Origin of the sequence: Jiangella alba (assembly GCF_900106035.1) — a bacterium.
Taxonomy (GTDB): domain Bacteria; phylum Actinomycetota; class Actinomycetes; order Jiangellales; family Jiangellaceae; genus Jiangella; species Jiangella alba.
Genome location: NZ_FNUC01000003.1, coordinates 752574 through 776119, shown reverse-complemented (window position 1 = coordinate 776119; position 23546 = coordinate 752574). Strand labels below are relative to the sequence as shown.

Here is a 23546-nt window from a genome sequence, read left to right as displayed (position 1 = left end):
CCACGAGGCGTCGCGGGCGGCGGCCAACACAACGTAGCCCTGATCGGGAATGATTCGCACCATCATCGGCGTTAAGGACGCGGGCCGGTAGACATACGGCAACTACCCACCCGGGTGAGGCGGACCGAGGGATCACCCCCGCGCCCACATGCGAGGTTCGACTCCTCGCCCGGCCCCCAAGACCAGCGTCAGGCCGCCTCCGAGCCCAGTGCGACGAGCGCGGCGGCGACGGACGGCTCCATGAGCTCGTGAGTGGTGACTACGGGGACGTCGACCAGGGCGGCCGCTTCGCGGGCGGCCAGCGGCGACGACGTGACCTTGCCGGTGACGGCGGCGACGTGGAGGTGCCACGAGCGCAGCAGGTTCACCCCCGAGAGGGCGCCGAGCGCGTCGCCGGCCGCGAAGAGGACGCCGCTGAGGGTCGACTGGACGGCGGGATCGGCGAGCAGCCGTGCGGTCTCGACGTGGGCGACGCCGTCGGCGATCTCGATGACCACCATGTCGGGCTCGGCCGCCGCCACCGCGGAGAGCAGCCCGAAGTACGTCGCGACGAGGTCGTCGGGCGCCACGAGGTGGGTCGAGGGGAACCCGGCGTCGGTGAAGTCGAGCACCGGCGCGCCACCGGCGTCGACGAGGTGCCAGCGGTCGTTGCCGGCGCCGGTCCCGGTGACCTTGGCCGCGCCGACCCGCCGCCCGGACCGCGTGATGCCCCGCACCAGCGACGCGGCCGACGTCGTCTTGCCGGCGTTCATCGAGGCCCCGACGACGGCGATGACCGGTGGGTGCAGCGTCGGCGGCGCCGGCAGCAGCGGAATCGGTGCCCCCGAGCGCACCGTCAGCCCACGTCCGTCGGGCCCGGCCAGCTGGCCGATCGGCACGATGCGGGTCGGCGCCGCGAACCCCGCGTACGCGCCGACGACCCGACCGGCCATGCCGCCGGCCGCGACGAGATCGCACGGGCCGAGGTCGTCCGGTACGACGGCCTCGTAGGCGTCGGTGGCGTACCGGGCGCCGTACGCGACGATGATCTCGTCGCCCGCGAACAGCCGCGCCTTGCGGCCGTCGGGCCGTTCGATCCAGTCGTGGGCGCCGATCGACTCGACCCGCGCCAGGATCACGTCGCCGGCCGCCGGGATGGTCGCCGGCGCCAGCATCAGCTCGTCGCCGGACGGCACGAGATCGATGACGTGCCGGGTGATGTAGGAGGTCTTGGCCGCTCCGAGCCGGCGCGGCCACGGGGCCTCGACCGGGAAGAGCTCCGCCGCTGGAGCCACACGCTCAGCGAAAGAGGTCATGGGAACCTCACTCCGGGGGACGGGCGCAGAGGTGGCACTGACGATGGTGTGACCACCGGGTGTTTCTGCGGCGAGATGTGCCTTATCGACGCAAGGATGCATGAGCGGACGCCCCTCGCGCCAGACCCCCGCAGGGACTTTTTTCGTGAACGTAAATCCGCAGGTGAAACGGGGTAAATGACGCATACGGGGAACCCCCTTGACCGTCCAGCTGGACGGAACGATCATGGAGGGACAACTGAACACTGGAGTCCCGCTCGGGACACCGGCACATCGTCTGGTTCCCGAGCGGTCGTACGACGGCCCTGTGGAACCTCGTCAGTAGCGAGAGGACCCCTCATGAGTCGTCAGCACGGACGGAGACACCTCAGCCGGCTCCATCCAGGCCGGTACCTCGCCAAGTTGCGACTGCAGGCCTACGCTGCGGTCGCGGGCCGGTTCTCGGCCCGGGCGTAGAGGACTCCGATCTCCGGTTCCACGGAGCAGCTCGCCTCGCGCCTCCGGGCCGCGGACGAGTCTTCCTGGACACGAAGGGTCTGGCATTCGCCGGACCCTTCGCGCGTGTCCACCCGCCTACTCGGCGGCGTCGCCGGCGGCCTCGGCTGCGTCGTCGGCCGGCTCCTCGCTGCCGCCCTCGCCGACCCGAGCCAGTTTCGTCGCCTCCTCGGGCCCCGACTCCAGCAGCACTCGGAAGCCGTCCTCGTCGAGCACGGGCACCTTCAGCTCGACCGCCTTGTCGTGCTTGGACCCGGCGTTCTCGCCCGCGACCACGAACGACGTCTTCTTCGACACCGAGCCGGACGCCTTGCCGCCGCGCGCCAGGATGGCCTCCTTAGCGTCGTCGCGGGAGAAGCCCTGCAGCGACCCGGTGACGACGACGGTGAGGCCCTCGAGCGTGCGCGGCGTCGACTCGTCGCGCTCGTCGACCATGCGGACGCCGGCCGCGGCCCACTTGTCGACGATGGCCTGGTGCCAGTCGACGGCGAACCACTCCTTCACCGACGCGGCGATGGTGGGGCCGACGCCGTCGGTGCCGGCGAGTTCCTCTTCGCTCGCCTCGCGGATGGCCTCCATCGAGCCGAGCGCTCCGGCCAGCGCACGCGCCGCCGTGGGGCCGACGTGCCGGATGGACAGCGAGACGAGGACGCGCCAGAGCGGCTGCTCCTTGGCCTTGCGCAGGTTGTCGAGCAGGCGGCGGCCGTTGACCGTCAGCTCGCCGTCGGTGTTGGTGAACAGCGGCACCTGCTTGAGCTGGTCGGCATCGAGCCCGAACACGTCGCCCTCGTCGGCCACGACGCCGGCGTCGATGAGCGCGATGCCGGCCTCCCAGCCCATGGCCTCGATGTCGAACCCGCTGCGTCCGGCCAGGTAGAACAGCCGCTCGCGCAGCTGCGACGGGCACGACCGGCTGTTCGGGCAGCGGATGTCGACGTCGCCCTCCTTGGCCGGGGCGAGCGGGGTGCCGCAGGCCGGGCACTCGGAGGGCATGACGAACTCGCGCTCGCTGCCGTCGCGCAGTTCGGCGACCGGGCCGAGGATCTCGGGGATGACGTCGCCGGCCTTGCGCAGCACGACGGTGTCGCCGATGAGCACGCCCTTGCGCTTGACCTCGGACGCGTTGTGCAGGGTGGCGTTCTCGACCGTGGAGCCGGCGACCTTGACCGGCTCCATGACGCCGTACGGGGTGACCCGGCCGGTGCGCCCGACGTTGACCCGGATGTCGATGAGCTTGGTGGTGACCTCTTCGGGCGGGTACTTGAACGCGATGGCCCACCGTGGCGCCCGCGACGTGGAGCCGAGTTGGCGCTGGAGGTCGACCTGGTCGACCTTGACGACGACGCCGTCGATCTCGAACTCGATGTCGTGACGGTGCTGGCCGTAGTGGTCGATGAAGCCCTGGACGGCGTCGAGGTCGGGGACGACCTGCGGGCGGTCGCTGGCCGGCAGTCCCCACGCGCGCAGCGCCTCGTACGCCTCGGACTGGAACCGGATGTCGAAGCCGTCGCGGCGGCCGATGCCGTGGCAGACCAGGATCATGCGGTTGAGGTTGCGCCGGGCCCGCTCGTACTCCTCGAGGACGCGCTCGTACGCCAGCTGCGACCGGCCCTCGTTCCCGGCGGCGTCGGCCTTCGCCTTGGCGGCGTCGAGCTTCTCGCGGCGGCGGTCCATGCGCTGACGGAGCACGCCGGCGCCGGAGTTGCGGGCGTTGGCGAACAACGGCAGCCCGAGGTCGGCCCGCTCGGCGTTGACCGCCTCGAACTCGGCCGTCGGGAACACCGCCTCGCCGCGGATCTCGACCACGGACGGCACCGGGAACTCGTCGGTGCCGGTCAGCTCGTTCGGGATGGCGTCGACGAACTGCGCGTTGTAGGTGATGTCCTCGCCGGTGCGGCCGTCGCCGCGGGTGGCGAGCGTGGCCAGCCGGCCGTCGCGGTACACGATGTCGACCGCCAGGCCGTCGACCTTCGGCTCGCACAGGTACCGCGCGCCGGTGCCGACCTCGCGCTCGACCCGGGCGGCCCACTCGGCGATGTCGTCGGAGGAGAACGCGTTGTCGAGGCTCAGCATGCGCTCGAGGTGCTCGACCGGCGGCCACGACGCCTCGACGCCGGCGCCCGGCTCGGCCACCGGCGCGCCCACCTTCTGCGTCGGGGAGTCGGGGGTGCGCAGCTCGGTGTACTGCTCCTCGATGCCCTCCAACTCGTGCATGAGCTGGTCGAACTCGGCGTCGCTGACGGTGGGTGTGGCGAAGTAGTACCGCTGGCGGTGGTCCTCGATCTCTTGCGAGAGCGTGGCATGGCGCTCGCGCACCTGCGTCGGGACGTCGTTGCTGTCGACTGGCTCGGTCACAGCACAGACGGTAGCGCCCACCACTGACGATGTGCCGGAACCGGCGCCGCTTGTCAGGTCGACGCGGTATCCACCGGCCGCAGCGGCAGTGGGCGGACCCGCACCCGATCCGGGGTCAGCGTGGCGATCGCTCCGGCGGTCAGGAACTCGTCGAGTTCCGGAGACAGAGCCGCGAGGATCAATGCCGCCAGGTCCGCCGACGGCAGGGTGTCGACATCACGGGTCAGGAGAAGTGACGGCTTCGAGGCACCACTCGCGTAGAGGATCTGGATGAAGTCGTGGTCGCACGAGATGACGACCCGATCCTCGGCTGCGGCCCGAGCGACGATGTGGGCGTCGTCAGTGCTGGTGAGCCCTGTCTGCGTGAACCGTCCTCAGCGACGAGGAACGTCATACAGCTTGCCGCACCGGCAGGTGATACTCGCCCACAGCGAACGACGCATAGGCAATCGCGTGCTGAATGTCGGCGGCCTCGATGAACGGGAAGTCTTCCTGGATCCGCTCCAGGGTCCAGCCGGAGCCGACGAGGCGCAGCAGATGCTCCACCGTGAAGCGGTGGCCGCGGACGGACGGCTGGCCGCCCAGCTTGCCTGGCTCAACGGTGATGCGATCGAAGCCGTTCACATCGCCCAGCGTGCCACGGAAGACACACTCATCGCTCCGTCCAGGAAATACGCCAGGTGGGCCCAATGAGCGTGCCATCGATAGCACATTCATCCGGTCTCGGCAACGAGGTCGGCGAAGGCGCGTGCCGTCGTGCGGGCGAGGGTGTAGGCGCGGCGGGCCCAGGCGGGGTCGGCGCCGGCGAGGCCGCAGGACGGGGTGACGACGGTGCGGGCGGCCATGGCCGCGGGGTCCTGGTCGAGGCGGCGCCAGAGCCCGACGACGCGCTGGGCGAGCTCGCGGTCGGACGGCGGGGTGGACGGGCGCAGCGACGGCACCACGCCGGGCCACACCGCCAGGCCGGCGTCGACCGCCGCGGCCAGCGCGTCCAGCTCCGCCGCCGGGGCGGCGGCCAGCAGCGACACGTCCAGCGACACCGCGACCGCCCCGGCCGAACGCACGACGTCGACCGGCACCGACGACGCGCAGCAGTGCACGACGACCGGCGCGTCCACCCGCGTGACCACGGCGCCGACCAGCGCGGACGCATCCGCCACGTCGACCGCGCGGAGTCGGCCGAACCCGCTCGGCGTCGCGATCGCCCCGGCCAGGACGGCGGGCAGCGACGGCTCGTCCAGCTGCAGGACGACGGAGGCGCCCGGCACCCGCCGCACGGCGTCGGCCACGAACGCGGACACGCCCTCGGCGAGGGAGGCCGCGAGATCCCGCCGCGCCCCCGGGTCGCCGACGAGCGCGCCGCCGCGGTGGTGCTCGACCGACGCCGCCAGCGTCAGCGGACCTGTGACCTGCACCTTCAGCGGGCCCTCGTAGCCGTAGGCGGCGATCTCCAACGCGTCGAGGTCGGCGCCCAGGAACGACGCCGCGCGCCGCTCGTCGGCGCCCGGCCGCGCGACCAGCCGCCAGCCCGACGGCTGCAGATCGACGTGCAGGTCGACCAGCAGCGACGCGGCCCGGCCGATCATGTCGGCGCCGGCCCCGCGGGCGGGCAGCTCGGCCAGGTGCGGGAAGTCGGGCAGCTCGCCGACGACGACCCGCGCGGCCTCGTCGCGGTCTGGGAACGGCAGCGAACCGATGCCCGTCGCCGTCGCCGGCGCCCACACGTAGTCGCTCACGAACACAGAACCCTAGGCGATAGTCCGCCGCGGCCGGCTGCGGCGCCGCGGTGGTGGAAGCGCCGCCGAGGGACCGGGCCGATGGCCCTCCCGGCCCGGGTGGGGCCCACCCTAGGGGCGGGCACCGACAACGTCGGCCGCGCGGGCGAGGGCGCGGCCACAAGAGCCGGCGCGGTCAGGCGTCCGGGACGGGGTCGGCGGCGCGGGCGAGGGCGCGGCCCTGCAGCTCACGGACCGTCAGGTCCACCTCGACGACGGCGCGACTGACGGGGCCGGCCAGCGGATCGTCGTCCAGTTCGTCGAGGAGGAGCTGGAGCTCCAGGCCTACCGCGTGCATCCGCCGCAGCAGGCGGTCCGCTGCCGCGCCGACGTCACCACCCATGCGCACCCCGCTTCTCGCGGCCCCCCGGCCATCACCAGCACTGCCGTCACGCGGATGGCTGCCCGCCCGGCCGGCGCGCTCACCGTCGGGCGCGCCCCCCTCGACCGGCCGGAGCCGGATGTGCCCGACGGCGAGCGGCCGGCGTGGGCGGCCCGCCCCGCGATCGTGGCCGAAGCCAAGACCGCTGCGCGAAGAGACAGGCACGAGGACGTGCCGACCCTCCGGCGTGTGCCGCCGAGGTCCAGGGCGACGTCCAGATGCGACGGCACGGCACGACAGAGCACGTCAGAGCCGCATTCGGCACATCTCTGCGGACGCTACGCCGGACTCCCGCGGTGGTCAAGGGGGCCAGTTCCCGCGCCGGGGTGTCAGGCGCGGAGGTCGGTGAGCCCCCCGGCGACGACGGCGGCCGCGACGTCGCGCAGCTTGCTGTTGGTCGACCGCGCGTGGCCGCGCAGCAGCGCGAACGACTCGTCGACGGAGATGGAGCGCCGCTCGGCCAGCACGCCCTTGGCCTGCTCGACGAGGATCCGGCTGTCGAGGGCGGACTGGAGCTGCCCGACCACCACGCCCTGCTGGCGGATGGTGCGCTCGTGCAGGATCCCGATGGTGGCGACGTCGGCCATCGCCTGACCGAGCGCCAGCAGGTCGTCCGGCAGCTTCCTCGGCCTGACGGCGAACAGGTTCATCGCGCCGACGACCACCTCGCGCAGCCGCATGGGCAGGGCGTGGACGCCGAGGAACCCGGCCTCGCGGGCGGCGGGGGCGAACAGCGGCCAGCGCTCGTCGCCCTTGCGCAGGTCCTCCATCGACACCGGCCGGCCGCCGTGGAAGGCGTCGTAGCACGGGCCCTCGGAGTTCTGCAGTTGCGACAGCTCCAGCAGCCGGGTCTCCTCCGTGGAGGCCGCGACGAGGCTGAGGGTGCCGTGGTGGTCGGCCAGGACGACGCCGCAGGCGTCGACGTCGAGCAGTTCGACCACCCGGTGTGCGAGCACGTCGAGGAAGCCGAGCACGTCGTAGTCGTCCACGAGCGTGTCGGCCAGTTCGACGAAGGTCTCGCGGACTCGCCGGTCGGTGGTACTCATGCGCCGCCCTCCGGGTGGTCGGGGTCGGGGTGCGGAGGCGCGTCCATCATCCCGTTCCCCGCAGCCGTGTCGTTCATGCCGCGCCGGTCCGGGGTGAATCTCAATCGTCGCGCCACGACGTCGGCGGCCACCTCGGCCAGCCGGCGTTCGTGGACGTAGGCGTAGGCCCGCAACCGCACCAGCGCCTCGCTCACTTCGACGCTGAGCTGCACACTCACCATGCCCGCGGCCTGGTGCACCTCGGCGCGGCGTTCCGGCAGCATGCCACCTCGAAATTGGTCCGGACCGGTCCCGACCGATCCGCGCTCGTCGAGCACCACGACGAGCACCGCGTCGGCGTAGGCCAGCGCCGTCGACAGCCGCGCGTCGCCCAGGTCGCCGGCGTCGCGCCGGTACACGTCCAGCACGCCGACCCGGGCCGCACCGGCCGCCACGGGGAACGCGAACAGTCCTCGCACGCCCCGCTGCACCGCGGCCGGCGCGAACACCGGCCAGCGCCGCGTGGCGAATCCGGCGGCGAGGTCGGGCGCCAGCACCACGCCGTCGCCGGACGCGTCGACGCCGGGGCCCTGACCGAGGGTGAACTGCAGCTCCTCGAGCTCCTCGCAGAGCGCGCCGACGGACAGCACCGGCTCGCGGGCGCCGGACGCGCCGACCACCGACAGCCCGCACCCGGCCGCGCCGAGAGCGACGGCGCAGGCCTCCAGCACGTGCCGCAGCGACAGGTCGGCGCCCTCGGCCCGCGCGCGTTCGAGAATCGCCCCCCAGACGTGGTCAGCTCGGTGCTCAGCGCACAAACGTCCCCGCCCATCCACAGACCACCACGATGGTTCCCTCCCCGTCGACGGGAAATTTTGACAGGTCCGCCGGGCCCCGCGCCAGTGCCTATCGACGCTGTATGACGGGCCGCGCGTCGCTACGCTGTCGGCATGGCCGAGGTGACGCCGCACGAGGGCGAGCAGCACTATCACGGCAAGCTGGCGGGGCGGCTGAACTGGCTGCGCGCGGGCATCCTCGGCGCCAACGACGGCATCATCTCCACCGCCGGCATCGTGGTCGGCGTCGCCGGCGCCACCACCGCCCGCGACTGGCTGCTGCTGACCGGTGTGGCCGGCCTGGTCGCGGGCGCGTTCTCGATGGCCGGCGGCGAGTACACCTCCGTCAGCGCCCAGCGCGACACCGAGCGGGCGGCGCTCGCGCGGGAACGGTGGGAGCTGGAGCACCTCGCCGACGAGGAGCTGGCCGAGCTCACCCTGATCTACGAGCGCAAGGGCCTGTCGCGCCCGCTGGCCGAGCAGGTCGCGCGCGAGCTGACGGCCGAGGACGCGCTGGCGGCGCACGCCGAGGTCGAGCTCGGCATCGACGCCGACGAGCAGACCAACCCGTGGACGGCGGCGCTGTCGTCGTTCGTGGCGTTCGCGCTGGGTGCGACGCTGCCACTGCTGGCGATCGTGCTGCCGCCGGCCGGCGCGCGGGTGCCGGTCACGATGGTGACGGTGGTGATCGCGCTGGCCCTCACCGGGTACGTGGGCGCGCGGCTGGGCGGCGGACGGCGCTGGCGGGCGGCGTCGCGGGCGGTGATCGTGGGGCTGCTGACCATGGCGGTGACGTACGTCGTCGGCTCGGCGATCGGCGTGTCCGTCTCGTAGGCCACACCCCCTCGCGCCGCACGAACGGTCGTGCTATTTTGATGGCGTGACAAAGGGCGCCGAGACCCGGCAGGTCATCCTCCGCAAGGGAGTCGAGACGGCCTATCGGGTCGGCCTGGGCGGGCTCACCATCGGCCACCTCGCCGCCGCCACCGGCATGTCCAAGAGCGGGTTGTTCGCGCACTTCCGGTCCAAGGAGCTGCTGCAGCTGGAGGTGCTGCGCGAGGCCCGCACCGAGTTCATCGACACCGTCATCCGGCCGGCGCTGCTGGCGCCGCGCGGCGAGCCGCGGGTGCGTGAGCTGTTCGAGCGCTGGGTCGAGTGCGGCCGCACCCGCATGCCCGGCGGCTGCCTGTTCGTCAAGGCCTCCGCCGAGCTGGACGAGCAGGACGGCCCGGTCCGCGATCAGTTGGTCCGCGACCACCTCGACCTCTACGACTCCTGCGCCCGCATGTTCGCGTCGGGCATCGCCGAGGGCCACTTCCGCGACGACGCCGACCCGCTGCAGTTCGCCGCCGACCTCGACGGCATCATGCTCGGCTTCTACCACGCCCACCGGCTGCTCGAGGACGAGCGGTCGGAGGCACGGGCACGGTACGCGTTCGAGCGGCTGCTCGACGCCGCCCGCGTCGCCGGGCCCGCCCCGGCCACCACCTAGAAGAACCGCGAAGGGACCCGTCCATGACCACCGTCTCGCCGCAGAATCGCACGATCGTTCGTGCTGGTGCGAAGCTCCGCGCGCTCCGGGTCGCGTTCCGCACGCTCGACCGCGTCGCGCCGTCGGCCGGCGCCCGCTGGGCCGCCGGGCTGTGGTGCACGCTGCCCAACACCGGCGGCCGCCGCCGCGACGAGCGGCCGCGGCCGGGCGAGCGCAGCACGCTGACCCTCCCCGACGGCCGCACGGTCGCGGTGGAGAGCTGGGGGTTCGGCCCGCCGGTCTACCTCATGCACGGCTGGGGCGGCTGGCGCGGCCAGCTCGGCGCGTTCGTGCAGCCGCTGGTCGACGCCGGGCGGCGGGTGGTGGCGGTCGACGCGCCCAGCCACGGCGAGTCCGGGCCGGGGCAGCTGGGCCGCGGCCGGGCCACCGGCGTCGAGTTCTCCGAGGCGCTGGCGGCGGCCGCGGGCAAGCACGGCAAGCCGTCCGCCGTCGTCGCGCACTCCCTCGGCAGTGCCGCCACGGCGGTGGCGGTGCTGGACGGGCTGCCGGCGGCGCGGCTGGTGCTGATCGCGCCGAGCACCACGCTCAGCGACGGGCTCGCGCTGTTCCAGCGGACGATGGGCTTCGGCGAGCGCACCCGCGGCCGCATGCTGACGCTGCTGGAACGCAAGGCCGGTCGCCCGCTGGCCGACTTCGACGTCACCGGGCTGGCCCGGCGCGCGGAGGTCCCGCCCACGCTCGTCGTGCACGATCGCAAGGACAAGGAGGTCCCGTACGACGACGGCGCCGCGCTCGCGGCCGCGTGGCCGGAGGCGGAGCTGGTCAGCACCGACGGCCTCGGGCACCAGCGCATCCTGCGCGACCCCGGCGTCATCGGGCTGGTCGTCGACTACGTCACGCGCTGACGGCCGAGCGGGTGCGGTCGATGGTGGCCGACCCGACGACCCGGGTGCCGTCGTAGAGCACGATCGCCTGACCGGGCGCGACGCCCTCCTGGGCGGTCTCGAACGTCACCTCGACGCCGGACGGCAGCACCGTCGCGGCCGCCGGGACCGGGGTGCCGTGTGCCCGGAACTGGGCCAGGCACGACAGCGGCGACGACGCGGGCGGCGGCGCGCCGCACCAGCGCGGCGCCACCCCGGTGAGCGCGTCGACGGCGAGCGCCTCGCGCGGGCCGACGGTGACCCGGCGGTCGACCGGGGAGATGTCGAGGACGTAGCGCGGCTTGCCGTCGGCGGCCGGCGTGCCGATGCGCAGCCCCTTGCGCTGCCCGATGGTGAACCCGTAGGTCCCCTCGTGCGTGCCGACGACGGCGCCGTCGGCGTCGACCACCTCGCCCGGCTCGGAGCCGAGGCGCTCGCGCAGGAAGCCGGCGGTGTCGCCGTCGGCGATGAAGCAGATGTCGTGGCTGTCGGGCTTGCGGGCGACGGCCAGGCCGCGCCGCTCGGCTTCGTCGCGGACCTCGGCCTTGACGGTGTCGCCGAGCGGGAACAGGGCATGCGACAGCTGGGCGGCTGTCAGCACGCCGAGTACGTAGGACTGGTCCTTCTCGGGGTCGGCGGCGCGGTGCAGCTCGGGACCCGCCGGGCCGGCGACGACCCGCGCGTAATGCCCGGTGCCGACGGCGTCGAACCCGAGCGCGAGCGCGCGGTCGAGCACGGCGGCGAACTTGATCTTCTCGTTGCAGCGCAGGCACGGGTTGGGCGTGCGGCCGGCGGCGTACTCGGCGACGAAGTCGTCGACGACGTCGGCGCGGAACCGCTCGGCGAGGTCCCAGACGTAGAACGGGATGCCCAGGACGTCGGCGGCGCGGCGGGCGTCGCGGGAGTCCTCGATGGTGCAGCAGCCGCGGGCGCCGGTGCGGAACGACTGCGGGTTCGACGACAGCGCGAGGTGCACGCCGGTGACGTCGTGGCCGGCCTCGACCAGCCGCGCCGCGGCGACCGCCGAGTCGACTCCGCCGGACATCGCGGCGAGGACGCGCATGGTCAGTTCCCCCCGGTTGAACGACTGGTGGCGACGTTGACGATGCCGGCGGCGCGGGCCCGCTCGACGGCCGGCCCGATGGCCGCGACCAGCGCGTCGACGTCGTGAGCCGTGGACGTGTGGCCCAGCGAGAACCGCAGCGACCCGCGGGCCTGCTCGTGCGGCGCGCCCATGGCCAGCAGGACGTGCGACGGCTCGGGCACGCCGGCCGTGCAGGCGCTGCCGGTGGAGCAGTCGATGCCGGCGGCGTCGAGCAGGAGCAGCAGCGCGTCGCCCTCGCAGCCGGGGAAGGAGAAGTGCGCGATGCCCGGCAACCCGCCGGGCGAGCCGTTGAGCACCGCATCGGGCACCGCCGCCCGCACGCCCGCGACCAGCCGCTCGCGCAGCACCGTCAGGGCGGCCGAACGGGCCGGGACATCGGCCAACGTCGAGCGCAGCGCCGCGGCCAGCCCGGTGACGGCGGGGGCGTCGAGCGTGCCGGAGCGGACGTCGCGCTCCTGCCCGCCGCCGTGCAGGACGGGCACGACGTCGGCCTCGCGGCGCAGCAGCAGCGCGCCGACGCCGACCGGGGCGCCGGCCTTGTGCCCGGACACCGTCATGGCGTCCAGCCCGGAGTCGCCGAAGTGGACGGGCAGCGCGCCGACCGCCTGCACGGCGTCGGAGTGGACGGCGATGCCGTGCTCATGCGCGACCGCGACCACCTCGCCGACGGGCTGCACCGTGCCGACCTCGTTGTTGGCCCACATGACGGTGATCAGCGCGACCGACTCGGGGTCGGCCTCGACGACTCGGCGCAGCGCGTCGACGTCGAGCCGCCCGGTGGCGTCGACCGGCAGCCACTCGACCTTCGCGCCCTGCTCGGCGGCCAGCCAGTCGACGGTGTCGAGGACGGCGTGGTGCTCGACGGCCGAGGCGAGGATGCGCACGCGGCGCGGGTCGGCGGCGCGGCGGGCCCAGTAGAGGCCCTTGACGGCGAGGTTGTCGGCCTCGGTGCCGCCCGAGGTGAACACCACCTCACTGGGCCGCGCACCGAGGCCGGCGGCGACGGACTCGCGCGCCTCCTCGACCAGCTTGCGGGCGTGCCGGCCGGAGGCGTGCAGCGACGAGGGGTTGCCGAGGGTCGCCATGGCCGCGGCGACGACGTCGATCACTTCGGGGAGGACGGGGGTCGTCGCCGCGTGGTCGAGATAGACGCGGCGCTCGGACATCGCCACCAGTTTACGTCGTCAGCCCTGACGCTTGCGGATCTCCTCGGTGGCCTGGGGCAGGACGGTGTGGAGGTCGCCGACGACGCCGAAGTCGGCCATGGCGAAGATCGGCGCCTCGGGGTCCTTGTTGACCACGACGATGGTCTTCGAGGTCTGCATGCCGGCCCGGTGCTGGATGGCGCCGGAGATGCCGGCCGCGAGGTAGAGCTGCGGCGACACCGTCTTGCCGGTCTGCCCGACCTGGTAGGCGTGCGGGTACCAGCCGGAGTCGACCGCGGCCCGTGACGCGCCCACGGCCGCGCCCAGCGCGTCGGCCAGCGCCTCGACGGGGGCGAAGTCACCGCCGGTGCCGCGCCCGCCCGACACCACGATGCTGGCTTCGGTCAGCTCCGGGCGGCCGGTAGCCGCGCGCGGCTTGCGCTCGACGATGCGCGCCTTCGTGGCCGCCTCGCTGAACGCCACCGCGACCTTCTCCTCCGCCGGCGTGGCCGGGGCGGGCTCGGGGGTGATGGCGTTCGGCTTCACCGTGATGACGGGCGCACCCGTCGTCACCTGGGCGGTGACGGTGTAGCCGCCGGCGAACACCGACTGCGTCGTCGTGAGGTCGGCCGCGACATCGGTCGCGTCGGTGATGACGCCGGACCCCAGCTTCACCGCCAGCCGGGCCGCGATCTCCTTGCCCTCCGGCGACGACGTCAGCAGCACCCCAGCCGCACCCGACGTCTGGGCGATCTGCGCCAGCGCCTCGGCCTTCGGCACCACCAGGTACTGCTCGAACTCGGGCGCCTCGACGACGTACACCTTCGCCGCGCCGTACTCCCCCAGCGTGTCACGGGCCGCGTCGAACCCCGACCCCAGGAAGACGGCCGCCGGCTCGCCCGCGCGGCGCGCGAGCGTCAGCAGCTCCAGCGTGGTCTTGCGCACCGCGCCGTCGACGTGGTCGACCAGGACCAGAATCTCAGCCATCGTCGTCTCCCTGCTCAGATGAACTTCTGCGCGGCCAGGAACTCGGCCAGCTTCGCGCCGCCGTCGCCGTCGTCGGTCACGACCTGACCCTGCGTCCGCTCGGGCCGCTTCACCACCTCACGCACGACCGACGCCGCGGCACCCAGCCCCACACCCGCCGCGTCGATGCCGAGGTCGCCCAGCGTCCACGTCACTAGCGGCTTCTTCTTCGCCGCCATGATCCCCTTGAACGACGGGTACCGCGGCTCGTTGATCTGGTCGGTCACCGCCACCACCGCCGGCAGCGCGGCCTCGATGGTCTCCGACGCGACGTCGCCGTCGCGGCGCGCCGTCACCGACGCCTCCGACACCGCCAGCTCACCGACGAACCCCACGTGCGCCAGCCCGAGGTGCTCGGCCAGCATCGCCGGGACCACGCTCATGCCGCCGTCGGTCGACGCCATGCCGGTCAGCACCAGATCGACGTCACCGACCTTCGCGACCGCGGCCGCCAGCACCCGCGCGGTGGCCGGCGCGTCGGACCCGTGCAGGGAGTCGTCGACCACGTGCACACCGGAGTCCGCACCCATCTGCAGCGCCTTCTTCAACGCCGCGTCAGCGCCCTCGGGGCCCATCGTCAGCGCCACGACCTCGACCCCCTCGCCGGCCTCGGCGATCTTCAGTGCCTCCTCGACGGCATACTCGTCCAACTCGGACAACAAGCCGTCCACACCCACACGGTCGGTGGTGTTGTCGGCGGCGGTGAAAGTCCGGTCCGCGGTGGCGTCCGGAACGTGCTTGACCAGGGTGACGATCTTCATGGCCGGGTTGCGACCTCCTAGGCCGGGCAGGTGGAGAGCTGCAAGTGTGGCGTCCATCGCGAGGCTAGCCCACACCGGGGTGGCGGGGCCGTCGACTGTCCCGATGTTACCGAGGAGTAACCGGCGGCCCAAGCCCCGGCGACGTGCAACACGTCACAGTCCGGGACGGCCGCCGATACCCGTTTTCGCCGTCCGTACGCGGTCCCGATCTTGCGGCCGCTGTGAAATGATCGCGCGATGCGGATACTTGTCGTCTCGTGGGAGTACCCGCCCGTCATCTACGGCGGACTGGGGCGCCACGTCCACCGCCTGACCGAGGGTCTCGTGGCCGACGGACACGACGTCGCCGTCGTCACCCAGTCCGCCCCGGGGATGCCCGAGGAAGAGGACGACAAGGGTGTGCGGGTGTTCCGGGCTCCGCCCGACCCGCCGGCCGGCGAGCGCGGCGAAGACCTCGTGCCGTGGGTGCTGGCGCTCAACACCAGCCTCATGCGCACCGCCCACCGCCTCACCCGCGAGTGGATGCCCGACGTCGTCCACGCGCACGACTGGGTCGACGCGCACGCCGGCATCAACGTCGCGCGCGCCATCGACGCGCCGCTGGTCGCCACCGTCCACGCCACCGAGGCGGGGCTGTGGGACGGCTGGCTGTCGACGCCGCTGTCGCGAGCCCGGCACGACATCGAGGCGTGGCTGGTCGCCGAGGCCACCCGCTCCATCGTCTGCTCCGAGGCCATGCGGGTCGAGGCGGCCGCCGCGTTCGACGTCCCGCCCGAGGACCTCACCGTCATCCGCAACGCCGTCGACCACCCCGCCTGGCGCACCACGGCCGAGGCGCGGCGGGCCACCCGCGAGCGGTTCGGCATCCCGCCGAAGACGCCGCTGCTGGTGTTCGGCGGCCGGCTGGAGTGGGAGAAGGGCGTCGACGTCTGCGTCGAGGCGCTCTCGCTGGTCCGGCAGCGCCACCACGACGCCCGGCTGGTACTGGCCGGCGCCGGGTCGCAGGAGATCAACCTGCGGCGGCTGGCGCAGCGGCTGCAGATCGACCACGTCGTCCAGTTCGCCGGGCGCATGGACCAGCCCGACCTCGCCGCCCTGTTCGGCGCCGCCGACGTCGCCATGTGCCCGTCGTCGTACGAGCCGTTCGGCATCGTGGCGCTCGAGGCGTGCGCGGCCGGCACCCCGGTCATCGCCGGCGACAGCGGCGGCCTGCGCGAGGTCATCGAGCACGACGTCACCGGCCTGCTGGTGCCGCCGCGCGACCCCGGCGACCTCGCGGCGGCGGCCATGCGGCTGCTCGACGAGCCCGGCCTGTCGCAGCGGCTGGTCCGGGCCGCCCACCAGCGCATCGCCACCGAGTTCGTCTGGACGGCGGTCGCCCGCGAGACCGAGAAGGTCTACGCGGCCGCCGTCGCCGACCCCCGGCCGCCGCGGCCACGGCCCGCACCGGCGCCCGACGGCAACATCCTGGCCGACCGCCCCGCGGCAGTGCAGCAGGCCTGGAAGCGGGTCCGCGGCGAGGTCTGACGGCGCTCAGAGGCGGGCCCGGCGCAGCGTCACGGCGCGGCCGAACCGCGCCAGCTTCTCCGGGTTGCGCACCGCGTAGAGGCCGGTGACCAGCCCGCCGTCGAGCCGCACCGCCAGCACGGTGTCGATCGCGCCGTCGTCGCGCAGCACCAGCGCCGGGTGGCCGTTCACCAGCGCGAGCTGCGGCGTGGCGGCGATCCGGCCCAGCACGGCGGCGACCGTCGCGGCACCGGTGACGGGCTCCAGCGCGGCCCGCGCGACCCCGCCGCCGTCGGTGAGCAGGACGACGTCCGGCGCCAGCACGTCCACCAGTCCCTGCAGGTCACCGGTCTCGACCGCCCGCCGGAACGCGTCCAGCGCGGCCCGGGCCTGGTCCGCCGGAGCGGAACCGCGGGGCCGCCGGGCGGCGACGTGGCCGCGGGCACGGTGCGCGATCTGCCGCACCGCGGCGGGGGTCTTGCCGACCGCCTGCGCGATCTCGTCGTACTCCACGGCGAACACGTCGCGCAGCACGAACACCGCCCGCTCCGTCGGCGTCAGCGTCTCCAGCACCAGCAGCATCGCCATCGAGACGCTCTCCGCCAGCTCGACGTCCTCGGCGACGTCGGGCGTGGTCAGCAACGGCTCGGGCAGCCACGGGCCGACGTAGGACTCGCGCCGCCGGCGCACGGTGCGCAGCCGGACCAGCGCCTGCCGGGTGGTGGTCCGGATCAGGTAGGCGCGCCGGTCGCGGACGGCGTCGAGGTCGACGCCGGCCCACCGCAGCCACACCTCCTGCAGCACGTCCTCCGCGTCGGCGGCCGAGCCGAGCAATTCGTAGGCGACGGTGAACAGCAGGTTGCGGTACGCGACGAACGTCTCGGTGGCCGGGTCCATACGTGTACGACACCGCCCGGCGCGGATCTGTGACGCGGCATACGTCACACCCCGGCGCTGTCACGGAACCGGGCCGGCCGGCATCTCCAGGTCGTCACGCACACCGGCACGGAAGGACCGACCATGACGCTCCGACTCGACCTGTTCTCCACCCCGACCGCCGCGAAGACGCTCAAGCGCTTCGCCAACGCCGCGCTGGCGCTGGAGGGCTCGGCGCTGCCGAAGTCGCTGCGCGAGCTGGTGCAGCTGCGGGTCAGCCAGCTCAACGGCTGCGGCTACTGCGTCGACGCGCACACGAAGGAGGCCGCGGCCGCCGGAGAGCCCGACGTGCGGATCCACCTGGTCGCCGCCTGGCGCGAGTCGACGGTGTTCACCGACGCCGAGCGGGCCGCGTTCGCGCTGGCCGAGGAGGCCACCCGGCTCGACCGCGGCGACGGCGTGTCCGACGCGACCTGGGCCGCCGTGCGCGAGCACTACGACGACGACGAGCTCGGCGCGCTGGTCTGCGTCGTCTCGCTGATCACCGCGGCCAACCTGATGAACGTCATCGTGCGCAACCGCGGTGGTTCCTACGTCCCGGGGGCGTTCGCCGCCTCGTCCAGCTGACCGGCCGGCTCGGGTTCGGGTTCCGGCGGCGGTCGTCGTCGCCGGGACCCGCGCACCCAGCGGGCCAGCGCCCGGTAGGTGTCGTCGCGGACGAAGACCATGTCGGCGGCGATCATCGCCAGCGAGAACCACGGCAACGCCATCGTGACCGCGATGCCGACGTGCATCGCGAAGATCGCCAGCAGCGCCAGCACCCGGGTGCCCCGTCGCAACAGCAGCAGCGGGAACAGCACCTGCACGAACACCGTCACGTAGCTGCCGATCGTGACGAACACGCCGTTGGTGTAGACCAACTCGTTCAGCCCGGGCCACGGTGCGTACTGGCCGATGCGCAGCGGGTAGTACAGCCCGACGCCCTCCTGCCACATGCTGCCCTGCACCTTCGACAGCCCGGACGTCATGTAGATCATGAACACCTGGGTGGCGACGGCCATCAGCGCGACGTTGTGGAACAGCGTCCCCACCCAGGGCGGCAGCGGCACCAGCGGCCGGTAGCCGGGCCGGGCGCGGCGGCGGGCGTCCAGCGACCACCGCATCGAGGTGTCGGCGAAGCACAGGAACAGCAGCATGATGCGGACGATGTTGTCGCCGGCGTCGTCGGCCAGCGGGTTCAGCCGCATCAGGCTGGCGATCGCGATCGTCAGCAGCGGGGTGACCACGCGGGTGCGCCAGCCCAGCGTGAACGCGACGGCCAGCGCGGCCAGCAGCAGGTACTTCAGCGTGAAGACCGTGGTGCCGTCGTCCTGCGCGAACACCCACGTGAACGGGAAGCCGTACTCGTCGACCGTCAGCCACGGGGTCAGCCAGCGCGAGCCGGGACCCCACACGTAGTGCCGGGCGGCGAAGTTGACGGTGAGCGAGCCGAGGATCGCGACGCCGATGAGGATGCGCATCGCGGCCAGCCCGTACGTGGCCTTCTTGCGGTCGAACAGCCACTGCTCGCCCGCGTCGACCGTCCGCCCGACGGCGCCGGTCACGAACCGGACCGCGTCGCCGATCACCGGTTCTCCACCAGCCCGTCGATGACGTCGGCGAACGCGGCCTCGTCCTGGTCGGGGTCGACCAGCACCGGGCGCCAGCCGAAGTCGCGCACCGTCCGCTGCGGGTCGTCGGGCACCGGGTCGAATCGGACGTCCCAGCGCGGCACCGGCGTGCGGACCAGCTGGAACTGGACGGCGACGACGTCCTCGCCCCACAGCGCCCTGGCCAGCTGGGTGGCATAGCCGGTGGCGACGCGGTCGGCGCGGACGATGTTCGCGACGCGGCCGGACGTCTCGCCGCCCTGTGCCGCGATGAGGTCGTCGGCCAGCGGCCGCCAGTCGTCCATGTCGGTGTAGTCGGCGGCGACGATCTCCTGCTGCTCGTCGGTGAGCGCGTCCCAGGCGGTGTTGACGCGGCGGTGCAGGTTCGACGTCAGCCGGCTGGCCCGCGACGGCGCGGGGTCGTGCGTGATCAGCGTCCACTCCAGGCGCGTCGCGTCGGCCCAGTCGGTGGTGCGCAGCTCACCGGTCTGCGGGTCCTCGACCTGCGCCCGGACCCGCAGCTCGTCCTCGGCGTTCACCGGGTTCGGCGCGAACAGGCTCCAGTTCTGCTGGAAGAACGGCCGCATGTACCCGGACACCTGGGCGCCGACGGAGTCCTTGATCGGGTTGCTCGGCGCGTTCCACAGGAACGTCGCGGCGAAATGCAGCACCAGGACGCCGACCAGGAAGAACGCGACGCCCTTCGCGATCGGCGGCACCTCGGTGCGCTGGGTGTCGTCCGGCCTCTCCTTCGGCACGCGGGCCAGGCTACCTCGTGGGCACCGGCTCGGCCGGGGCCTCCTCCGGCGCGGGCTCCGCCGCGGCCGGCCGCCGCCGTCGCCGTCGCTCGTCCCGCGCCGCACGCACCCGGGCCGCGATGCCCTGATACGTGGAGTCGCGGATGAAGATCTGGTCGCCGGCCATGATGAACAGCGAGAAGAACGGCAGCCCCATGATCACCGCGATGCCGGCGTGCATGCCGAGGACGCCGAGCAGCGCCACCACCCGGGTGCCGCGGCGCAACAGCAGCAGCGGGAAGAACAGCTGGATGAACACGGAGAAGTACGAGACGACCAGCACGCCGAACGGGTTCGCCGACAGCACGTCGTTCAGCCACGGCCACGGCCGGTACTGACCGACCTGCATCGGGTAGTAGACGGCGGTGCCGTCCTGCCAGTACTCGCCCTGCACCTTGTACAGCGCCGAGGCCACGTAGATGATGCAGATCTGCGCGCCGACGGCCAGCACGGCGAGGTTGTGGACGAGCACCCCGAGCCGGGCGCCGCCGCGACGCAGCCCGTCGGGGGTGAACCGGCGCGGCCACAGCCAGCGGCTCAGGCCCTGCTCCTGCCGCGCGCGCCGGCGAGCATCCAGCGACCACCGTCCGGACAGGTCGGCGAAGCACAGGTAGATGAGCAGGATGCGGAAGATGTTGTCGCTCTGGTCGCCGTAGAGCGGGTTCGACTCGATCAGGCTGACCCAGGTGATCAGCAGCAGCGGCGCGACCACGCGGGTGCGCCAGCCGAGCGTGAAGGCGACCGCCAGCCCGAGCACGACCAGCGTCTTCACCGTCAGCATGGTGGGGTCGCTGCCGCCCTCGAACAGCGTGAACGGCCAGCCGAAGCCGCCGTTGCGCTCGAGCGGCGTCATCCACTGCGCGGCGTCGCCCCACAGGTAGTGCCGGTTGGCGAAGTTCGCCAGCAGGAACCAGACGGCCGCGCCGCCGAAGATGATGCGGACGACGGCGACGCCGTACGTGGCGCGCTTGGCGCCCAGCAGCCACTCCTCGCCCTTGCCGACGGTGCGGGCGGCGCCGTCCAGCGCGCGGTCGACGGCGGAGCCGATCATCGGAACCTCCCGATGGCCTCGGCGAACGCCGCGCTGTCCTGGTCGTCGTACAGGTAGAGCGGGCGGCGGCCGAACTCGCGGGTGGTGACCGACGGGTCGTCGCCGCGGTCGTCGAAGCGCGGCGCGCGGGTCTCCTGGATCTGCACCTCGACGTACTCGATGCCGGAGTCGCGGCCCCACCAGGCCCACGCGAACTGCGTGGCGTACGCCGCCATCGCGCGGTCGAGACGCAGCACGTAGGAGATGCGCGCGTCGGAGCTGGGGTCGGGGGTGGCGAGCATCGCCTCTTCCATGCGCGCCCACGCGTCCTCGTGGTAGTTGCCGGCCAGCACCTCCTGCTCCTCGCGTGAGATGAGGCGGTACTGCTTGCGCATGTTGCCGGCCAGCCGGCGGGTGATGATGCCCGCGCGCGACGGCGCCAGGCTGTGCAGGATGTTGCCGTCGACCTCGAGCTGGGTGACGTCCACCCACTCGGTGGAGCTGTCGGCGTCGTACCAGCCGCGCACCAGCATGGAGTACTCGACGCTGATGGGCGTCGGCGCGAACAGGCTCCACTCCTGCTGGAAGTACGGCTGCATGTAGCTCGTCAGCGTCGTGCCCAGCGACTCCTTGGCCGCGTTGGCCGGGCCGACGAACACCGCCGTCGCGAAGAGGTGCGCGCACAGCAGCGCGCCGAGCCCTCCGGCGACGACCTTGATCCACGTCGGACGCGGTTCCTGCCGCTCCGGCGTTGTCGCTGTCTCCTGGTCCCGCATCGTGCCTGCCCTCGTGTGCCGACCGCCCGGTTCGACCGACCCCGGAAACGCCGATCCGGTGGGCCCGCACCCTGGCTTGAGAGCGGACCCACCGTGATCGAACGTGGGAGTCGTGGTGCTACTCCTGGGTGTTACTGGTGGTGCTGAGCGTCACTCGACGGTGAGGCCCCGGCGACGGCTGACCGCGTAGGCGGCGATGCCACCGGCGAGGACCAGGCCCAGGCCGAGGATCAGCAGCTGGCTGGAGCCGGCACCGGTGTCGGGCAGCTCGTCGCCGTCCTCGTTGCCGTTGGCGTCAGCGGCGCCGTCCTCGTCACCGTTGGTCTCGGTGCCGTCGACCTCGGTGCCGTCGACCTCCGTCTCGGTGCCGTCGACCTCGGTGCCATCCACCTCGGTCTCCGTGCCGTCCACCTCGGTCTCCGTGCCGTCGACCTCGGTCTCGGTGCCGTCCACCTCGGTGCCGTCGACCTCGGTGCCATCCACCTCGGTCTCCGTGCCGTCGACCTCGGTCTCGGTGCCGTCGACCTCGGTCTCCTCACCGTCGGCCTTGGTGTTCGGGCCGACGTGCGACTCGGCCAGCGTCACCGAGACGCCGCCGTTGTCGAGGCCACCCAGCAGCGTGACCTGCATGGCCGCGACGCTGTAGGTCTCGGAGGTGGCGGCGCGCTCGACGTTCACCGCGGTGCGGGCGCTGGTCGGCATGGCCACACCGGCGTCAGCCTGGTCGGGCTGCACGTTCACCTTGATCGACAGGATGTCGGTCAGGGCGTCGGCGATGCCGTTGGTGAGCTCGTCGAGGCCGAGGTTCCCGAGCAGGTCGCCCAGGCCGGCGCCGAGGTCACCGAGCAGCTCGGTGAGCAGGCTGTCGAGGATGTCGAACAGGCCCGGGCCGATCAGCTCGCTGTTCGGCGGCAGGTCGTTCAGGCTCTCGAACAGCAGGTCGAGGTCGATGACGATGGTGCCGTCCTCGATCCAGACCGCGGCGTCGTCGCCGAGCGACAGGTTCAGGCCGCTCAGCAGCGGGACGGTGACCCGCAGCTCGCCACCGGCGATCTCGTAGTCACGCGCGACCTCGAAGTCGTCGTCGGACGGCTCGAGGTGCGCCTCGGACGAGACGGCGCCGAGCTCGAGCTCGACGTCGGCGATGAGGTCGGTGACGCCCTCGCCGAGCAGGTCGGTCAGGTCGAACGTGGCGTTGCCGGGGAAGCCGTCCTCGACACCCGTGCCGACGCCACCGTTGTCGGCGACCGCACCGGTCGCGGCGTGCGACACGGCGCCGTCCTCGGCCGTGGCCCACTGGTTGACCGCGCCGAGCTTGATGATGTCGCTCAGCGGGATCTGCAGGTTCGGGTCGATGTCGATGTTGATCGAGTCGAGCAGCGTGACGTCCAGCGGGTTGGCGTCGGTGACGGCCTCCGGGTCGCCCAGGTTCTCGACGTCGACGCCGGCGAGCTCGGCGATCTCGTCCAGGTCAGTGCCCAGGACGGTGCCGTCGAGGAACCGCGCACCAGCGCGCGCCTCGTCACCCTCGGCCGCTGCGGCGGGCGTCAGCCACGCACCCACAGCGAAAACCGGGGCAATACCAGCTGCGAGCAGCGTTGTCGCTGCGCGACGCCGGCGCATAACAGGTGTTGCAGGCATGCCTTCTCCTCTGGCATTTGCATTTTCATGGCGGGCTCCTTCGCGGCCATCAGATGTGCCAAGGCCAGCGAAGCGTGATCATGAACCTACAACTGCGCCACAGACGTGTCTCGTACTTGGCGAATTTGCCTCCGGGGACATCGACCGCCCATTCGTCGCGCGCCGGTCGCTATGCCTCGAAAGGGTTGATCAACTTCTATCCCCGCAAAACTGGCCTGTCGGTGTCTTTGCCGTTTTTCACCCGTTCTCCGGACATAGCGGGGCGGATCACCGCGTTGAACTGGGGTGAAACGGGCGAAACGGCCAGGGAGGGGGTGTGCAAACCGGAACCAGTGGTCTAAACCGCGACCTCGTCGGCCGTGACCTAATCGTTATGGAAGGGCGACACGCGGGCGCGTTCCCGCGGGCCTTCCTTTCGGCCCAACGTCCTGGTCAGAGCGCCATTGAGCGGAGTGCGACTCACCCATTCGGCTGATAGCGCGATGCGTTGCGGATATGCCAGTCGGCGGCCGGTGGGAATGGCATTCGCCGGGCGGGCGGCGGGCCGCTTCCGCGGCGGCCTGTTTCGGGGTCCAGCAGGGGCTGTTCCGGGGGTCTGCGCGGGGCCTGTTTCGGGGGTCTGCGCGGGGCCAGCTCCGGGGCACCCTCCGGTCTTG

Annotated in this window: 22 protein-coding genes and 1 pseudogene; 5 read left to right on the top strand and 18 right to left on the bottom strand. The window is 72.7% G+C overall.

Going from position 1 to position 23546, the window contains the following annotated elements; genetic code table 11:
* Positions 1 to 188: 188 nt before the first annotated feature.
* From BLV02_RS06255 to BLV02_RS06225, 8 genes and pseudogenes are all read right to left on the bottom strand, one after another.
* Complete coding sequence (locus tag BLV02_RS06255; protein ID WP_083289169.1) at positions 189 to 1274, bottom strand: hypothetical protein; 1086 nt, start codon at positions 1272 to 1274, stop codon at positions 189 to 191.
* A gap of 594 nt (positions 1275 to 1868) precedes the next feature.
* Positions 1869 to 4145 (bottom strand): NAD-dependent DNA ligase LigA, encoded by a 2277-nt coding sequence (ligA, locus tag BLV02_RS06250; RefSeq protein ID WP_069114671.1) that lies wholly within the window; start codon positions 4143 to 4145, stop codon positions 1869 to 1871.
* Between the two features lie 53 nt (positions 4146 to 4198).
* Positions 4199 to 4495 (bottom strand): annotated as a pseudogene (locus tag BLV02_RS38450) (DUF5615 family PIN-like protein); the annotation flags it as partial.
* A 40-nt stretch (positions 4496 to 4535) separates the two neighbouring features.
* The gene (locus BLV02_RS06245; RefSeq protein WP_069114672.1) at positions 4536 to 4769 is read right to left on the bottom strand and encodes a DUF433 domain-containing protein; all 234 of its coding nucleotides are present in this window, start codon (positions 4767 to 4769) and stop codon (positions 4536 to 4538) included.
* 89 nt (positions 4770 to 4858) lie between these two features.
* A complete protein-coding gene (locus BLV02_RS06240; protein WP_069114713.1) occupies positions 4859 to 5881 on the bottom strand; it encodes a methionine synthase in 1023 nt (340 codons plus the stop codon).
* A gap of 175 nt (positions 5882 to 6056) precedes the next feature.
* Positions 6057 to 6263, bottom strand: a complete 207-nt coding sequence (locus BLV02_RS06235; RefSeq protein ID WP_069114673.1) for a hypothetical protein — start codon at positions 6261 to 6263, stop codon at positions 6057 to 6059.
* A 368-nt stretch (positions 6264 to 6631) separates the two neighbouring features.
* Positions 6632 to 7348 (bottom strand): GAF and ANTAR domain-containing protein, encoded by a 717-nt coding sequence (locus BLV02_RS06230; protein WP_069114674.1) that lies wholly within the window; start codon positions 7346 to 7348, stop codon positions 6632 to 6634.
* The gene (locus BLV02_RS06225; RefSeq protein ID WP_069114675.1) at positions 7345 to 8145 is read right to left on the bottom strand and encodes an ANTAR domain-containing protein; all 801 of its coding nucleotides are present in this window, start codon (positions 8143 to 8145) and stop codon (positions 7345 to 7347) included. The genes BLV02_RS06230 and BLV02_RS06225 overlap by 4 nt, the downstream gene beginning before the upstream one ends.
* Before the next feature lie 132 nt (positions 8146 to 8277).
* Here BLV02_RS06225 and BLV02_RS06220 point away from each other — a divergent pair, with 132 nt between their 5' ends.
* From BLV02_RS06220 to BLV02_RS06210, 3 genes are read left to right on the top strand one after another with little or no spacing between them, the layout of a single operon-like run.
* On the top strand, positions 8278 to 8997 hold the full coding sequence (locus tag BLV02_RS06220) for a VIT1/CCC1 transporter family protein (RefSeq protein ID WP_069114676.1): 720 nt from the start codon (positions 8278 to 8280) through the stop codon (positions 8995 to 8997).
* A gap of 46 nt (positions 8998 to 9043) precedes the next feature.
* Positions 9044 to 9655 (top strand): TetR/AcrR family transcriptional regulator, encoded by a 612-nt coding sequence (locus tag BLV02_RS06215; protein WP_069114677.1) that lies wholly within the window; start codon positions 9044 to 9046, stop codon positions 9653 to 9655.
* 23 nt (positions 9656 to 9678) lie between these two features.
* On the top strand, positions 9679 to 10560 hold the full coding sequence (locus BLV02_RS06210; RefSeq protein WP_069114678.1) for an alpha/beta fold hydrolase: 882 nt from the start codon (positions 9679 to 9681) through the stop codon (positions 10558 to 10560).
* Here the strand turns inward: BLV02_RS06210 and mnmA are convergent.
* From mnmA to BLV02_RS06190, 4 genes are read right to left on the bottom strand one after another with little or no spacing between them, the layout of a single operon-like run.
* Complete coding sequence (gene mnmA, locus BLV02_RS06205; protein WP_069114679.1) at positions 10550 to 11641, bottom strand: tRNA 2-thiouridine(34) synthase MnmA; 1092 nt, start codon at positions 11639 to 11641, stop codon at positions 10550 to 10552. The genes BLV02_RS06210 and mnmA overlap by 11 nt on opposite strands.
* 2 nt (positions 11642 to 11643) lie before the next feature.
* The gene (locus BLV02_RS06200) at positions 11644 to 12849 is read right to left on the bottom strand and encodes a cysteine desulfurase family protein (protein WP_069114714.1); all 1206 of its coding nucleotides are present in this window, start codon (positions 12847 to 12849) and stop codon (positions 11644 to 11646) included.
* 18 nt (positions 12850 to 12867) lie between these two features.
* Positions 12868 to 13815, bottom strand: a complete 948-nt coding sequence (locus tag BLV02_RS06195) for an electron transfer flavoprotein subunit alpha/FixB family protein (RefSeq protein WP_069114680.1) — start codon at positions 13813 to 13815, stop codon at positions 12868 to 12870.
* A gap of 14 nt (positions 13816 to 13829) precedes the next feature.
* Positions 13830 to 14615 carry an electron transfer flavoprotein subunit beta/FixA family protein gene (locus BLV02_RS06190; RefSeq protein ID WP_069114681.1) on the bottom strand — a complete coding sequence of 262 codons (786 nt, stop codon included), beginning with the start codon at positions 14613 to 14615 and terminating at the stop codon, positions 13830 to 13832.
* Between the two features lie 237 nt (positions 14616 to 14852).
* Between BLV02_RS06190 and BLV02_RS06185 the strand changes: the two genes are divergently transcribed.
* Positions 14853 to 16142 carry a glycosyltransferase family 4 protein gene (locus tag BLV02_RS06185; protein ID WP_069114682.1) on the top strand — a complete coding sequence of 430 codons (1290 nt, stop codon included), beginning with the start codon at positions 14853 to 14855 and terminating at the stop codon, positions 16140 to 16142.
* A 6-nt stretch (positions 16143 to 16148) separates the two neighbouring features.
* Here the strand turns inward: BLV02_RS06185 and BLV02_RS06180 are convergent, their stop codons facing one another.
* Positions 16149 to 17018: an RNA polymerase sigma-70 factor gene (locus tag BLV02_RS06180; protein WP_069114683.1), complete on the bottom strand. Its 870-nt coding sequence runs from the start codon at positions 17016 to 17018 to the stop codon at positions 16149 to 16151.
* Between the two features lie 123 nt (positions 17019 to 17141).
* On the opposite strand from BLV02_RS06180, the gene BLV02_RS06175 reads away from it, so the two are divergent.
* Positions 17142 to 17624, top strand: coding sequence for a carboxymuconolactone decarboxylase family protein (locus tag BLV02_RS06175; RefSeq protein ID WP_069114684.1), 483 nt, complete (start codon positions 17142 to 17144; stop codon positions 17622 to 17624).
* Here BLV02_RS06175 and BLV02_RS06170 read toward each other — a convergent pair.
* From BLV02_RS06170 to BLV02_RS06150, 5 genes are all read right to left on the bottom strand, one after another.
* Positions 17588 to 18625 carry an HTTM domain-containing protein gene (locus BLV02_RS06170; RefSeq protein ID WP_069114685.1) on the bottom strand — a complete coding sequence of 346 codons (1038 nt, stop codon included), beginning with the start codon at positions 18623 to 18625 and terminating at the stop codon, positions 17588 to 17590. The genes BLV02_RS06175 and BLV02_RS06170 overlap by 37 nt on opposite strands.
* Positions 18622 to 19404, bottom strand: a complete 783-nt coding sequence (locus tag BLV02_RS06165) for a DUF5819 family protein (RefSeq protein ID WP_069114686.1) — start codon at positions 19402 to 19404, stop codon at positions 18622 to 18624. Before BLV02_RS06165 ends, BLV02_RS06170 begins: the two co-directional genes overlap by 4 nt.
* Positions 19405 to 19414: 10 nt before the next feature.
* Complete coding sequence (locus BLV02_RS06160) at positions 19415 to 20494, bottom strand: HTTM domain-containing protein (RefSeq protein ID WP_069114687.1); 1080 nt, start codon at positions 20492 to 20494, stop codon at positions 19415 to 19417.
* The gene (locus tag BLV02_RS06155) at positions 20491 to 21249 is read right to left on the bottom strand and encodes a DUF5819 family protein (RefSeq protein WP_069114688.1); all 759 of its coding nucleotides are present in this window, start codon (positions 21247 to 21249) and stop codon (positions 20491 to 20493) included. Before BLV02_RS06155 ends, BLV02_RS06160 begins: the two co-directional genes overlap by 4 nt.
* A gap of 150 nt (positions 21250 to 21399) precedes the next feature.
* Positions 21400 to 22812, bottom strand: coding sequence for a choice-of-anchor G family protein (locus BLV02_RS06150; RefSeq protein ID WP_069114689.1), 1413 nt, complete (start codon positions 22810 to 22812; stop codon positions 21400 to 21402).
* Positions 22813 to 23546: the final 734 nt, after the last annotated feature.

Excerpts from the sequence above, each read along its gene's own strand:
- BLV02_RS06185 (WP_069114682.1), top strand. The coding sequence starts at position 14,853 with ATGCGGATACTTGTCGTCTCGTGGGAGTACCCGCCCGTCATCTACGGC.
- BLV02_RS06220 (WP_069114676.1), top strand. The coding sequence starts at position 8,278 with ATGGCCGAGGTGACGCCGCACGAGGGCGAGCAGCACTATCACGGCAAG.
- BLV02_RS06230 (WP_069114674.1), bottom strand. The coding sequence starts at position 7,348 with ATGAGTACCACCGACCGGCGAGTCCGCGAGACCTTCGTCGAACTGGCC.
- BLV02_RS06210 (WP_069114678.1), top strand. The coding sequence starts at position 9,679 with ATGACCACCGTCTCGCCGCAGAATCGCACGATCGTTCGTGCTGGTGCG.
- BLV02_RS06235 (WP_069114673.1), bottom strand. The coding sequence starts at position 6,263 with ATGGGTGGTGACGTCGGCGCGGCAGCGGACCGCCTGCTGCGGCGGATG.
- BLV02_RS06155 (WP_069114688.1), bottom strand. The coding sequence starts at position 21,249 with ATGCGGGACCAGGAGACAGCGACAACGCCGGAGCGGCAGGAACCGCGT.
- BLV02_RS06175 (WP_069114684.1), top strand. The coding sequence starts at position 17,142 with ATGACGCTCCGACTCGACCTGTTCTCCACCCCGACCGCCGCGAAGACG.
- BLV02_RS06200 (WP_069114714.1), bottom strand. The coding sequence starts at position 12,849 with ATGTCCGAGCGCCGCGTCTATCTCGACCACGCGGCGACGACCCCCGTC.
- mnmA (WP_069114679.1), bottom strand. The coding sequence starts at position 11,641 with ATGCGCGTCCTCGCCGCGATGTCCGGCGGAGTCGACTCGGCGGTCGCC.
- BLV02_RS06195 (WP_069114680.1), bottom strand. The coding sequence starts at position 13,815 with ATGGCTGAGATTCTGGTCCTGGTCGACCACGTCGACGGCGCGGTGCGC.
- BLV02_RS06180 (WP_069114683.1), bottom strand. The coding sequence starts at position 17,018 with ATGGACCCGGCCACCGAGACGTTCGTCGCGTACCGCAACCTGCTGTTC.
- BLV02_RS06190 (WP_069114681.1), bottom strand. The coding sequence starts at position 14,615 with ATGAAGATCGTCACCCTGGTCAAGCACGTTCCGGACGCCACCGCGGAC.
- BLV02_RS06160 (WP_069114687.1), bottom strand. The coding sequence starts at position 20,494 with ATGATCGGCTCCGCCGTCGACCGCGCGCTGGACGGCGCCGCCCGCACC.